Source organism: Carboxylicivirga agarovorans (genome assembly GCF_050589845.1).
Classification (GTDB): Bacteria; Bacteroidota; Bacteroidia; order Bacteroidales; family Marinilabiliaceae; genus Carboxylicivirga; species Carboxylicivirga agarovorans.
The window spans coordinates 41,136-55,802 of the sequence record NZ_JBNGPA010000022.1; the positions used below are offsets into that span (position 1 = coordinate 41,136).

Here is a 14,667-nt window from a genome sequence, read left to right on the forward strand (position 1 = left end):
TGCGCTTTCTGTTACCTGATATCAGCTAATAAGGATAACATCATCTCTGCATAGCGTTTACCAATCATTCGATACCCTTCCGCGTTAAAGTGAGCCCGATCTTTTGCAGGACAATCTTTCGATGAAATAATATGTGCAGTAGGTATCACCTCTGGTAAAGTATGAATAACAGGATTCATCGCCGAACAACAGTTATCTGGTTCAGATACCATCTCACCTGCCAGTAAGGGCACATCCTCGGCTTGTAAACACAGGTCGGCCAGCATATCCTCATATATTTTTTTCACATAGCCTGGCCATTCACTATCACCAGTATTGGTTTCGCCCTGATGCAGCAATATACCTTTAATAACACCGGTTTGTTGTGCCTTTTTAGCCAGTTCTATCAGGCATTGATAGGGGTTCCCTCCATAACTTGCCACTTTCTTTTCAAACCATGGTTTCCCGTCTTTGGAATCATAAAGATGAAATTGATCCTTATCAAACAAACGTATATCACAGCCACCAACAGCCACATTGATAACACCTACGCTTATGCTGTCCGGCAAATTAGCCACCATGGTTCTGCCAAAATAATCGGCTGGAGACAGACCGGCATTACACTGGCTCAACGGTGGTATTGCTGTATACCAGTTCCCTTTATTACGATCCATATCCTTACAATCCATCGATGACATCACCATAAACCTGCTGTCAACATGTTTATCCTGTTCCTGGATCATACCCTGTCCTTCCATATTGGATTGCCCAAAACAGAGATAAATATGAAAATCAGCATCTTGTGCACTTATGTAAGTTGATAGAAACAATACTTTTAATAGTATTGCGATTCGGATTATTTTCATGTTTAAAACCATAGTCTTATTATTTATTATCAAGCGCTTACCACTTAATGTTTTCTTCTATAAAAGTAATTAGCTGTCTGGCCATTATTTTGTGCTCATCTACCTTGGGGTGTCCGGGTGTATTTTTATATGGAAAGAAGAGCGTGTGTATCTTATCATCAGATAACTCATCAACAGCAGCCTCAATATAGCCCGGCCATGGGGAGCCTTCTTTGGTCGCATCCATGCTTCCCAGTGCACATATAATTGACGCACCGGGGTATTTCAACCTGATATCAGACACAAATGCTTTATACGACTCGATGATGAAACGCTCATCAGGCTTAGCGTCTCCAAAGGCTTTCTTAAACTCCTTCCTATGTGGCTTATGTACCAGCCACGAATCATTCTGAAACAGATTGATGACCACCACCTGTGGTGTATATTTATCGAAATTCCAGACATTAATATTGTCACGGGGGTGAAAGCGATCATATAATTGCGGCATCGTAAAATCGAACCAGCTGAGCATGATACCAATACCTCCTTTGGCAATGCAGGAATACTCAGCATCAAAGTGACGGGCCGTTATGGCTGCATAGCTCATATAATTATTAGTGAAGATGCTGTCAGGCCTATCTGCTTCCAGGTCTTCATTCCCGTATCCTGCCGTTATGGAATTACCATAAAACTCAATTTTACGCTTCTTCTCATCTGGCCGCCTAAGCAGTTCCCCGTCTCCCTCAATGTTAAATTGATAGAATGATGTCTTGCCCCGTCCCCATTCGGTCCTTTTGAATATCTCGAGGGTATGTTGTCCTTTACCTAAGCCCGATACAAGTGTGTAGAACTTCTTCTCTGCTCCCGGGTTAAAAACAATTACACTGTCTTCATCCACTATCAGGTTATAATAGTTCTGGTCTTTATGATCATGTAATAAAGCAGATACTGATTCACCCTTGAAATTAAACCTGATGGATGATCCCGACCATAGTAAATCGGCACTGTTTCCTGAGGAATAATCAATACGCCCCGAGTATTTCAAGTCTTTATTATCAAACTCAACAGAAACTGATCGCTTCTGCGCATCTGTTTCTATCGATAAAAAAAACAGGATAGTTACTATTAGTAAACGTGTCATATCTGTATATTTATAAAGTCCAACTATCTGACAAATTCAGGATTCTTAAGCGGCATCGGCAATCCGCATCTCTTTTTGGCCATCTCCAGTTTATCCATCAGTTTTTGAGCCAGTTCTGGCTTCTCACTTATGATGTTTGATTGCTCCACCGGATCCCGTTGAAGATCATATAACTCAAAAGCCGCTGTCTCAACATCCTCAATTAGCTTATAATGTTGGTGTTGAATAACATTAACCCATTTTGATTGGAACTGCTTTGTTTTTGAGTTGAACCCACTGTAATTGGTATAAAACCAAACCAAAGGGATATCACGACTGACAGTGCCTTTATCCAGCAACACCTTTTTAAGGCTGATACCATCCATCACATGGCTCTTATCCATTTTCAGATCAAGCATATCAGCCAATGTCGGCAACAAATCAACATGTACGATCGGGCTGTCAGAACTCGTACTTCCATTAATATGCTCAGGCCATTTAAAAATATAAGGTACGCGTATTCCTCCTTCCCACACATCTCCTTTGTTTCCCTTGTAAGGCAAAGCAAAGATGTTATTATCCTTTACACGGTAATGGCCATTATCTGAAGTAAAGATGATAATCGTATTATCATCAACGCCCAGCTCTGTTAAAGCCTGCATCAGCTCACCAACACTATCATCCAATGAGCGTATCATAGCCAGAACATCGATTACTCTCTCCTGCTCGTATTCAGTACCTCTTAGTTTATTTTGAAAGTGTCTTACATATTGCGGTTTCGGATCAAAAGGCGCGTGCACCAGGTAGTAAGGCATATACAGGAAAAAGGCTTGATTATTCTGAACCGATCGCGTCATAAAATCAATGCCCTTTTTAGTGCAATAGTCAGCATTATAAACCAGGCTGTCATAATCATTCTGACTGGGTATACTTTTGAAGTTAAAATGATTCTTTGTTTCGATCGCTTCATCAAAACCGATATTGTGCATGGCCGAGGTGCCTGTACCTAAATGCCATTTACCAAACGCAGCTGTTGCATAGCCATTGGTATTAAATACCCTGGCCATGTTCAGCTTGTCGGGACATAAGCCACTGTTACCCGAATACAAATGAGCGCTGACCGGTGGCAAATACTTCATGTAACGACGCATTTCCCGGGCATTTTTAGCTGTCTTATAACGATCGATCACCCTGTAAATTGAGGTTCTTGGTGCCAATTGACCTGTCATGATAGCAGCCCGTGAAGGCGCACAGGTCGGATCATTGGCATAACCATTGGTAAAATGCATTCCTGATTCGAATAGTTGATCGATATTAGGTGATTCCACCAGTTGATTCCCATAGCAATTTAAAGCATTAATACCCAGGTCATCGGCCAGGATAAACAGCACATTGGGTTGAGTCTGTTGCGCCTTGAGCACTGATGACATGACCAGTAAAGCACAAATCAATCTATACATATCTACTTTGTATATATTAATACTTTATTGATTTCAAGGTTCTTTTGCTTCTCAAATACTATTCGAAGCTTCTTCGTCGCAACAGCCTCATTAAAGACAATTCCGCAGAATGAACCAATGGAACTTCCCCTGTAAACCGTTTGCCAGCCTCCCTTATACCAGGCTTGAACTCGGAACTCTTCTACATCGGACTGCTTTAAGCGACGTCCTTCTTTGATCGATATCTGAGCTATTGTCTGCACCTCATCCCATGAGTAGATCAACTCCGGCTTTTCATCTCCAGGCTGTGGTCGCCATGACTTTTTGATACGGATTCCTTCCGAGAAATCCTCTCCTGCCCCGGGTAACAGGTTTTGTGAGCTAAAATCATCGGAACGATCTGATGAGGCTGTGACAGCTGCCTTATTCAATAACAATATCCCTGTTGTTGTAAGAGGATGTATCTTTTGGGCATCTGTATTAAGTGTCAGCTCAATGATCGGAAACAGGTCTTTATCTGACTTTTCGTAAACGATCGATAAACCATCAGCTCCATTATCCATGGATATGATCTTATGAGAAGTGAGGCTTTGATATTTAATAACTTTTGCCGGTAGCTGAGGCAGCAAGAGTTTACCACCATTATTTCGGCCACTCAGGTGCAGGTATACCTTATCGTTTCGACAGGTAGCTGAGCCCCATGGGCCTGAAATGTAGGGACCTCCCTGGGTAGCATATATACTTTCACCATATTTATCCAGGTAGGCACCAATTTCTTCAAGTCTTTCAGCATGCATATCAACTATTGTCCCATCCGGACGAGGGCCGGTTCCCAATAACAAGTTACCACCATTACCGGCAGTCTTCGTTATCGTTCTTATTAGCTCAGATAAAGGAGCCGGAACCGACTCACCATTATAGGCCCAGGCACCTGCCATCACATCACAGGTTTCCCAAGGGCGGTTAACCTGAAAGCGGCCAACACCTCTCTCCGGGCCGTCAAAATCCCCCATGTGCCACTGTGGTGTTCCATGACGGTGATTGACGATTGCTTCAGGATTGACCTCACGGATCATTTTCAGAAGTTTAGGAGAATCCCATCGGGCAGGAGGCAGTCCAAGTCCGTCAAACCAAATACCGTCAATGCCAGGATAAGACATGAGCTCCGCCATTTGAGGATATAGAATTTGCTCATTGTATTCTGTATGTGGCAGTTCTTCTCTGTACAGCGGATGTGTCCAGTCGGGTTGTGAATAATACCACATCAGGCGCATATCATGTTTTTCACACGCTTCTGCAATGTCTTTCATCACATCCTTGCCGTAGGGCGTATTCATAATATTAAAATCAGTGGTTTTAGTATCCCACATGCAAAAACCGTAGTGATGCTTTGCTGTAAAAACAAAATACCGTGCCCCGGCTTTCTTCCAGGTTACTACCCATTCTTCAGCATCAAAGTGCACCGGGTCAAAGGTTTTATAGGTATCATTGTATGCCTGTTCTGCTACGCCCTTGCTGACAGTGCCATCGCTTGGATGGTGCGGACGCCTGCCATGTCTGCCCCAACTTAAGGCTACTTCTGTTACAACAGAAGGTGCCCAGTGCACAAAGATCCCGAACTTAGCTTCTTTCCACCATTGCATATCTTCATCTGATGCAAACATATATGGCAGGTAGCCTTTATCTATCGTTTTCAGGTAATTCTCCAGCTCAACGGGATGATAATACGGTTCTATCCCATCTGTGTGCAATTTATGCTGAGACAGCATATGCGCAGAGATCAAAAAACAAAAAAACATTAGTATGCTATACTTTACCCTCATCATGTAATGTATGTTTTATTTGATGTGATTATTTGGAGTCCAACAAGGCCTTTTTCATTTCATAATAGATTGACTTAGGCTTTAAAGTGGCATCCCATGGGGCAATCACCAGTTTTTTCTTGTTCTTGTAGTGAGGTACATCTTTAATATTCCAGAGGTTAAAGGTCACTACTCCACTGTGACGCATTTCCAATACCGTATTAAAGATATTCATGTAAGTAGCTATGTGCTCCTGCTCTGTTCCCGGATCATTGACCGGCACATGGATGTTACACTCTGTTACATGAAACTCCAGTTTGTTGTTATGTGACCAGCTGATCAGATCTTTTAAGGCCTGTATACTTACCTCGGGTGACTCCCATTCGACATCACGACCATAACTGATGTGAGCCTGCCAACCAATACCGTCAACCCTGTACTCATGATCACGGAGGTACTGCACTAAATCTTTTATCTTATTCCATATGAGCGGACTCATACTTCCATGCTGGTTGATCACCAGTTTTTTATTGGAGGCTTCTTTGGTCGCTATTTCAAATGCCCGAATGATGTAAACAGGTACTTTCCCATCAAGATGCGGGTATTTTTTTTCATCAGCTTTTACATAACCAATGGCTTCCCATGGTAACTCCCATGTATTATTGCCCGGACGCGCAGTTTTCCATGTTCCGTCACGGCTTACTGTTTCGTTCACCACATCCATCCATACCACCACATCTTCATCATTATAGCGGCGACATAATTCGGTCATATACTCACTCATATTTGTCAGTAATTCAACATGGGTGCGATCATCATTCTTAGCCCATCGCGAGCACTGCGGACTGATGGGGCCATGAATACGGATCAGCTGATTATGTGTTTGGGCAAACTTAATCCAGGCATCAGCCTTTTCCCAGCGCCATGTTTTCAGGTCAGGGTGAATATAGCCTTGCTTAAAATCGTTTGCCGGAGTGGTATAGGAAAACTCATGAGCAAGAATACGGGCTTCTTTGCTGCCAATCTTATCATACATGCTTGTTGCACCAACGTAGAGCTTATTATCAGGATATTTGGTCTCAACAATTGACCGGATGGACTCTTGTCCGTAAAATGACAGGCAACAAAAGAGCAACAGGCATAAAGTGCTTGCTTGTCGCAAGGTAGACTTATTCATAAAAATGGATATTAAGGGTAATAATAGTCATGGTTTAGAGTAACTCCAAACCTTACAAAAAAGTCGTTAAGTGCATTTTAGCGCTTAGCGAATAAAACTCATCCTCAACAAACCGAATTAACCGTTTGCCCGGAGGAAGACTCAGGGCGAAACTATCTTTGCAAGTTCTTCAGCAAAAAGAGCGGCTCCTTTAATACCAAAATGCACCTGATCGCTTAAAACATCCGCACGTAAATTGTCTTCGGAAGTGATTTTATCTCCCTCAATTAAGTGTAAACGGTTATCTCCCTCAGATTGTAGCTGATAGACCAAATGCTTTAAAGCTGTGCGAAATTCATCCGGTTTAATGCCGGTTCGCTCATTGGCAACAGCACGTGTATGTGTTAAGGTAATGCAATAAATAGTAGCTTTTGGCTGATTATGTCGTATCGACTTTAAATAAGATAAATAAGCGCTGGAGTATTCATCCACCGATTTATCATTGAACATCAAGTCATTGTAACCAATCAGTATGGTGATAATATCAGCTTGTGGCATTTCTGCCGTCATACGTGCTATTGCAGGCGATATTTTTGCACCTCCCACTGCCAGGTTATAGTAATCCAGGCCCATCTCCTTTGACAAGAGGTAAGGATAAGTCAGATAAGTGGCAGAACCTTGCCCTACACCGTGGGTGATACTATTCCCGATAGCCAGGTATACAGGCTGATCTTTTTCATCCACAGGCATTAAGGGTGCATCTTCTTCCAACTCCATATCTACCAGCGCCACGTTGGCAAAGCTGGGCATTGTCACTTCAAAAAGCGTTTCTGAAGCTTGTGCATTCTTAAACTCCAATACCATCTTGGTTTTTGACCTATCTCCCTTGAAGTTAAAAACATCTGTCTGCTCCTCGTTTTGATAAACCGCAAATTCACAGCCTCGGTTTTGACCAGGCATAGGTTTAAAAGTCAGCCTTACTAAAGAGCTGCCGGTTTTAAATTTAAGCCGTATACCACTATTCGTCCTGGCCTTGTCGGCATTGAACATGGCCTCATTCATAGGTGCATCGAGTGTTTCTTCTGAAAACCTCGAGAAAGCCAGTAATCCGTCATCCCTGAACACATAATTAGCCCCTTTTACTTCTATCAGCTTGTCAGTAACATTGACAGGCTTCATTGCAGACTGTGCATCGGCACTTTTACAGGCCACCGTGGTATTCAAGACCACTAATATTGTTGCTAGTATGATCCACTTCATCTCTTCTGCTTATTTAAAATATCCAACAATTGTTTTTCCATCTCCTGCCTGATGGAATCATATTCCTTATTATCAGCCAATGACACTTTTTCAAGCGGATCATTGACATAGTCATATAACTCTGAAGCCACCACAAGCGGCTTTGCATATACCTGCTCGCTTCTATAAGCCCCTTTTAGCCAGATAGTACATCGGTACTGTTTATCACGTATGGTGTAGCCCATTATATTATTGCCTCTTGGGTACTGACTGATAGCATAACCCTTTACCTCCTTCTTTGGGTCCTTTAATGCAGGTACCAGGCTCTGTCCATCGAGTTGCTCACCAATCGGCAGGTCACTCAGTTCGCATAAGGTCGGGTACATATCTACAAACTCGGCCATGGTTGTTGCTACCTTGTCTTTTTTCATGCCAGGTGCAGAGATAATCAATGGCGCTTTAACAGCCTGTTCAAAATTGGAATGCTTGCACCAGATACCATGATCACCCAGGTGCCAGCCATGATCTCCCCACAAAACAACAACTGTATTTTCACGCAGGCCCAGTTCATCCAGCCGCTTCATTACCTTTCCAATCTGCGCATCCACATAGCTTACACAAGCCTTATAGCCATGAATCAGCTCCTTTTGCTTGTCTGCCGGTACCTGCCCTTCCTGCGGTATATCAGAATAGTTGCGCAGTTCGCCCCAGCTGTGATAAGCATATTTGGGTGCTCCTTCAGCCGGTAGCATAAAGGCAGCCTGTTTAATTTCAGAACGTTCATACATATCCCAATACTTCTTTGGAGCAGCAAATGGCAAATGTGGCTTGTGAAAACCAAGTGCCAGAAAGAAAGGTTTGTCTGAAGCACTCATCTCTTTCAGCAGTTCCATTCCTTTCACTGCAACAGCCCCATCTTCATAGGCTGCATCAGGAATATCAAGACACTCGCATGAAGGTGCAAGACCTTTAGCTTTCAGGTATTGATTGGTTTCTTTCCAGCCCAGTTTCTGTTGGCGACTTTCACGGTAAGCCTTATGAATGTCTTTCGCCTGGTATTTACCATTGGCCGGATATTTATAGCCTTCGGCATAGCCCAGGTGTTTATCTTCCTTGTATGGAATGGACCACGATGCAGGGTCATTGTGTTTAGCCCCATGCATTAATTTACCCACACCGGCCGTTTGGTAACCATGCTTTTTAAAGTATTGCGGTAAGGTCACCACATCAGGATTTACATCGCGCATATTGGTCTTCAGATCCCATACCTTTGTCTGGTCGGGGCGCAAACCACTAAATACACTCACGCGCGACGGTGCACAAACAGCCTGCTGGCAATAGGCGTTTTCAAAAAGCACTCCCTCCTTTGCCAGGGCATCAATATTGGGCGTGATCGTACTTTCATCGCCATAACACCCCAGTAAAGGCTTTAGATCATCAACCGCGATAAACAGGATATTGGTTTTACCTGTTTGCCCCTTGCAATGCCACGTCACGGGCATTAGTAATACTGTTAAGAGTATGATTATTTTTGTTCTTAGCATCATTTCTTCTTTCATTAAGTCATTCAACAATTAGGTTTTGTTGCTCCACTATAAAATCAAAAGCCAGTTCAGCCAGTTCCTTTCCATTTACCCGGGCACCCCAGGCTCCATGTTTTTTACCCTCCAAAGGATAATAAACGAAAGGTACACCGGTTTCTTCATAACATGCTTTTAATTCTTCGGCTTTGCTATAGGGAACAGTTGGGTCTTCGGTGCCATGTGCAATAAATAAAGACGGGTCGTTACGATCAAATCGCTGTTGCCTGTCCATTTTCCCTAACACATCTATACCAGCCTTTGAACCCCACAGGTCGATAATAGTCCTTATCTGATATTCCTCCCCCAGGTTTGTACTGCTCAATGTTGGGTCTTGCTTTGTACTTAGTTCATCCCTGTAATCTGCAGGATTAGAAACACCAAGGGTGATGGCAGTGACAGCACCGGCAGAACCTCCACCGACAGTTATATAGTTGGTATTGATCCTGTACCTTTCTGCATTGGCTACCACCCATCGCAGTGCAGCCTTGGCATCGCGATGTGCCGGGTACATGGCTATAAACTGTTTACTTTTTTCCCTGGGCAACATGGCTGATGCATCGATCCACTTTTGAGGAACCGTACCTTTATGCTTTTTTAGTCGGTAATCAGCCGAAACAAACACCCAGCCTCTGGCAGTATAGTAGTTAGCCCATTCAACAATCCTGGCTTGCTGTTTTGTACCACCAGAAAAACCTCCCCCATGAATAAACAGGAATACAGGCCTGTTTTCCAACTCATTATCTGGCACATATACGTCCAATAACAAAGGCAAAGCTTTTGCGTTTGGGCTATTAACAGCTTCATGACTCAGTCCTTGAGCATATACAATATCCTCCTCGGGAAGCACTTCATAAGTCTGCCTGGATTGTACAACAGGTGTCATTCCAGCCGAACTCTTTGAATCAACACCAACAGGATGTTCGTTAACTATAGTTTGCCGAACTCCTTTAGTAAAACCCAATATACTTATAATGAATGCTCCAGCCACTAGTAATGTTGTCTTTCCTTGTAATCCTGACATGGCATTATCGCTTAATAAGTTTAATCATTTCATCGCTTTGCTTTAAAATATATAGCCCGTCCGGGTAGTCTGACAGGTCAATATCCGTTGTATGCCCTTTGCATAACAGCCGACCGTTCATACTGTATATCTGCCAGGGAGCATCCGAGCTCGAACGAAAAAAGCCCATAGAGGGATTAGGTACAACCCTGATCGTTGCGAACTGTTTTTCCTCTACATTAAGGGGTGATTCGTTCAGGCGAATGGCCCAGCTATTTAACCTGAGTGCACCAAAACCATCGGTAACTTCAAGTCCCACCTGTATATTTGGAATATATTGTGATGCATTCAGGTAGCCCCTCGTAATAAACGAATCATAAATACCCTTCATATCAATAGTGCCGTTTAGCAGGCGCTGGTTATCCTTTATGATCACGCGACGCCACTCATAGCCATCTTCCTCCTTATATAAGCGGGCAAAATCCTTATTATTTATAACTGTATCACTTAAACTGACAGGGTAAGGCGGAATCCATGTTCCCTTTTGATCAAAGACAAGGAAAAAGTCACCATCGTTACTGCTGAAGTTATCCAAATAACTTTCATTGGTTAAAAAGTGATTCAGTGCAATTTTATATCCTTCCGTTCCATAGAGTTTCTCAAAATCAAAATCAATAAACATGGAATGAATGGATGAGATCTGAAACGGAAAACCAGTTAAATCATCTCTGTAACCTTTGCGATTGCCCCAGAGAACACTTATGTAACACCATACTGAAGCACCGCCATAATCCTTTGCTGATGAAGGCGTATCCCATACAAAAATGGTTTCGTCCGGCATGTCCGGATCACACAACGTCGCCATTCGAAAATCAACACCTTCCTGTGCTGTGCCTCTTCCCCATAGATTGTTATAACCACTGTACGGATTACCTGGCAGGATATAATTTTCTTTATGGGCTTCAAGAATGGTATATCCCGAATATTGCTCAAGCATATGATCATAAGCATCCATAATGCGTATACTAATCTGATCAGTATGGCATTGAATCGTCAGATCATGAGCAGTCACTTCATTCGGCACATCGGCTATTATGGCATTGACCCATATTTTGCCCGATGCATCAATTGAATAGTGACCGGCATCGTTGCCTTCCAAAATGACATAATCATACGTACCTTCACCGGGCAAATCGACATCTCCTATCTGATCACCTGCCTGCTCATATTCGCTTCTGTAAAACACCTGCTCCTGCGTCAAAGCATGCGAAGCAATAAACAGCTGAGCAATAATGACCATCAGATATTTTTTTTGAATATCCGCTTTCATCAGTGCTTTGCTTTTTTCATCCATTTATTCTTTGACGGATCCAGTATTTTAGCCTCAATGGATTTTCGCCATTCAATGATCAGCTGATGCAGTTCACCGGCCTTTTCAGGCATTTGATCTGCCAGGTTATTTGTTTCACCAATGTCTTCTTTCAGGTTGTAAAGTTCAATGGTTCCTTCATCATACCAGTCAATGAGTTTATAATCTCCCAAACGCACAGCAGAACTGTTCCTGTCGCCTGTACTGGTAGGTCTTCCCATAGGAGAGTGCCAGAACATTGGAGTTTCACGATCAAACCTTTCTCCTTTGATCGCTGAAGTTACATCAAGCCCATCCATATGGTCTTGCGGACGTTGTTTCAAGCCTGCCATTTTCAGCACTGTCGGAAAAATATCAGTACCGGTCACCAGGGCATCAGACACCTGTCCCGCAGCTGTCTGCCCGGGCCACTTCACAATAAAAGCTTCACGAATACCTCCTTCATACAACCAGCCTTTACCATAGCGTAACGGGTAGTTTGAGGTCGCTAACTGGCGCTTATTACCACGAGTAGACAAGCCGCCGTTATCGGCTGTAAAAATAATAATGGTATTATCGGCAATGCCCAATTCTGAAAGGGTAGCATTCAGTTTGGCCATACTTTGGTCAATACTCTCGATCATAGCGGCATATACCGGAAAATCCTGACGCAGCTTGGTATCACCTGTGATGGTCTTTTCATACTCCGGCAAGTCGTAAGTCATCTCTGACTTTAATTTCTTTCGATATTTCTGTACTAATTCAGGTTTCGCTTCAAAGGGTGTGTGCACACCATAGTGCGATAAAAAAACAAAGAAAGGTTCATCCGGTTTCTTCTTCACATGGTTTTGCATGAATGCCACCGTTTCATCGGTTATTCTATCGGTTATATACTCCCCTTCCTTACCATCTTCCAGGCCATGGATCTCTGTTTTCTTAAAGCCTTTTCTGCCTGATGGTGTTGATTCTCCCTTACGATAAGGATACCAGTATGTCGGAGGAGCTCCTGCTGCACCACCGGCAACGTTCACATCAAAGCCCTGCTTTTCGGGCATATTGCCCTCTTTATCTTTAAACAACAAATGCCATTTACCGGTAAAAAAAGTCGTGTAACCCCCTTCTTTCAGTGCTTCTGCAATTGTCAGGTCTTCCGGTACCATCCCCTGACCTCCCGGCACATGTCCCCTGGCGGGGTACTTGCCTGTCATTACCCCATAGCGGGCAGGCACGCAACGCGGATGGGCTGTGTAGGCATTGGTAAAACGTATGCCTTCGCTGGCCAGCTGGTCAATAGCAGGTGTTTCATAAAATTGTGAACCCTGACATCCCAGGTCCATCCAGCCCAGGTCGTCCACATAAAAAATTAGAATATTCGGTTGTTTATCAGCTTTATCAGACTGTGCCTGTATGCCGGTTACCAGCACCAAAGCCGTCAGAAGTAATATGATCGCTTTCCCTCTCATTGTAATTATCATTCCTAAATTTAAAATAAAAGACCTCTGATAATTCAAAGGCCTTTTAACAAAATCAAAACGCTATCTACTGTTTTGTCATTTTCTTACGAATAATTTGTCCGTCGGCCTCTACCGATACAATGTAAACACCTTTGCTCAGGCTTGCAACATTAACTTGCTTGCTGCCGGTGTAATCACCTAAAACCCGCTGACCTGTTAAACTGTATATTTCAACCTTGGTAACATAGGCATCAGTTGCGATCTGCAGTTTGGATTCCATTGGATTAGGGTAGATATTCACTTCAGAAGTAAGCTCACCAATGGCGGTTGCTGCAGAAACATTTATAGTGAATGTTTGAGGTACCTCAACGAAACCATCATTTAAAGTAACTGTTACCTCTATAGAACCTGCTGCATCAGGTGTACCCATTAGTTCTCCGGTATATTGATCAATTGAAAGCCACTCCGCTCCCGTCTCAGGCTTTGTTAAGACCCACTTTCCAATTCCCGGATTACTACTTACTGCTGTATAGCTGTATGCCTCTCCTACCTTTACATCAGTGACTGCTGTTGAAGTAATGGTTGGTGCTCCCGGATATGCCTCAATGGTGATATTATCGAAGTAATATGCCCCTAAAGCCGGGCCACATCGTAAACTCGGCCCTGCATATAAGTACTTGGCATAATCTGTTGCGCCAAGGACCCATTTATACTGTCGGTATTCACTACTTAAGTTAAATGATCCTCCATAATTATTTTCACCGGCCTCATGTTTACCAAAAGCACTTTTGTATCCAAAGCCAAAACCTCCGTTAGCATTATCTTCGGGATTGACTAAATCAACCTTAGCATAATATGAGATTACCTTAGGTGCTCCATCAAAAGCTATCAATGAAGAACAAACACTTTGCACATCGCCCCATGAATCAGAAGTACCTACACCTGTTATCTCAACTTTCATGGCCTTGCTACCTTCCTGAACCGTTGACGATTCTTCTGAAATATTTGCTACGGCACCGTTCTTCAGTACAACATCTGACCAATACTTATCTATACCCATTTCAAAACCACCATTTTCAATGCTTGAGATCTTTAGTATCTCCAAGTCGTCCACATAAAAATTATCAGCTCCTCTGGCCTGAACGGCCATCTGGATCGAACCTCCTTCTGGCACTGCACAGGCCATACTAATATTCTGCCAGTCTCCCGTTGCAACGTCATTAAAGCTATTAGTAATGTACTCAGCATTATTGCTTGCATCCCTCACTACCATCTGAATTCTGAATGGAGCACCTTGAGCAGCTTTTATCCATGCACTGCCAATATATGCACTTGCATCAACACTGAACTGTATTGACTTAATACCTTTATTATTGGCATTCGGTTGAACATAACAGGCCGACGCACCTGAACGAACGTTTGCAGGAGCAGTCTCCTGGCTTATTGTGGCATCATTAGCCTGCCACTCATTATTCCATGTTGCATTTTCAAACCCGGGATTATTCAATTGGTTTTGACCATATGACAACATGGTCGTTGAAATCATTAAAAGAGTAAAAAGTTTTCTCATAACATATGAATTTAAATTTGCTGCATCTAAGGTATGCGAAGGCTCCTTACAGAAGGGTTGAAAAATCGTTCCGGAAGGGTGTGAAAATGATTCCACTGCAGGTATTGAACGATGTATTGACCCTGTCTGAAC

General features: G+C 43.1%; 11 protein-coding genes. All 11 read right to left on the minus strand.

The features are described 5' to 3' along the window. Nucleotides 1-11 precede the first annotated feature (11 nt). Nucleotides 12-845, minus strand: a complete 834-nt coding sequence (locus tag ACRD69_RS17965; protein WP_430816512.1) for a sialate O-acetylesterase — start codon at nt 843-845, stop codon at nt 12-14. 37 nt (nt 846-882) lie between these two features. Then, nucleotides 883-1,965, minus strand: a complete 1,083-nt coding sequence (locus tag ACRD69_RS17970; RefSeq protein ID WP_430816513.1) for an SGNH/GDSL hydrolase family protein — start codon at nt 1,963-1,965, stop codon at nt 883-885. Between the two features lie 23 nt (nt 1,966-1,988). After that, nucleotides 1,989-3,404 carry a sulfatase-like hydrolase/transferase gene (locus ACRD69_RS17975; RefSeq protein ID WP_430816514.1) on the minus strand — a complete coding sequence of 472 codons (1,416 nt, stop codon included), beginning with the start codon at nt 3,402-3,404 and terminating at the stop codon, nt 1,989-1,991. A 2-nt stretch (nt 3,405-3,406) separates the two neighbouring features. After that, complete coding sequence (locus ACRD69_RS17980) at nt 3,407-5,209, minus strand: alpha-L-fucosidase (RefSeq protein ID WP_430816515.1); 1,803 nt, start codon at nt 5,207-5,209, stop codon at nt 3,407-3,409. A gap of 25 nt (nt 5,210-5,234) precedes the next feature. Next, complete coding sequence (locus ACRD69_RS17985) at nt 5,235-6,362, minus strand: endo-1,4-beta-xylanase (protein WP_430816516.1); 1,128 nt, start codon at nt 6,360-6,362, stop codon at nt 5,235-5,237. 141 nt (nt 6,363-6,503) lie between these two features. Next, a complete protein-coding gene (locus ACRD69_RS17990; RefSeq protein ID WP_430816517.1) occupies nt 6,504-7,601 on the minus strand; it encodes an SGNH/GDSL hydrolase family protein in 1,098 nt (365 codons plus the stop codon). Continuing rightward, nucleotides 7,598-9,127, minus strand: a complete 1,530-nt coding sequence (locus ACRD69_RS17995) for a sulfatase (protein WP_430816518.1) — start codon at nt 9,125-9,127, stop codon at nt 7,598-7,600. Before ACRD69_RS17995 ends, ACRD69_RS17990 begins: the two co-directional genes overlap by 4 nt. Nucleotides 9,128-9,143: 16 nt before the next feature. Then, nucleotides 9,144-10,184, minus strand: coding sequence for a carboxylesterase family protein (locus ACRD69_RS18000; protein WP_430816519.1), 1,041 nt, complete (start codon nt 10,182-10,184; stop codon nt 9,144-9,146). 4 nt (nt 10,185-10,188) lie between these two features. Continuing rightward, on the minus strand, nt 10,189-11,493 hold the full coding sequence (locus ACRD69_RS18005) for a T9SS type A sorting domain-containing protein (protein WP_430816520.1): 1,305 nt from the start codon (nt 11,491-11,493) through the stop codon (nt 10,189-10,191). Continuing rightward, nucleotides 11,493-12,986 carry a sulfatase gene (locus ACRD69_RS18010; RefSeq protein ID WP_430816521.1) on the minus strand — a complete coding sequence of 498 codons (1,494 nt, stop codon included), beginning with the start codon at nt 12,984-12,986 and terminating at the stop codon, nt 11,493-11,495. The genes ACRD69_RS18005 and ACRD69_RS18010 overlap by 1 nt, the downstream gene beginning before the upstream one ends. Nucleotides 12,987-13,050: 64 nt before the next feature. Continuing rightward, nucleotides 13,051-14,535 (minus strand): T9SS type A sorting domain-containing protein, encoded by a 1,485-nt coding sequence (locus tag ACRD69_RS18015; protein ID WP_430816522.1) that lies wholly within the window; start codon nt 14,533-14,535, stop codon nt 13,051-13,053. Nucleotides 14,536-14,667: the final 132 nt, after the last annotated feature.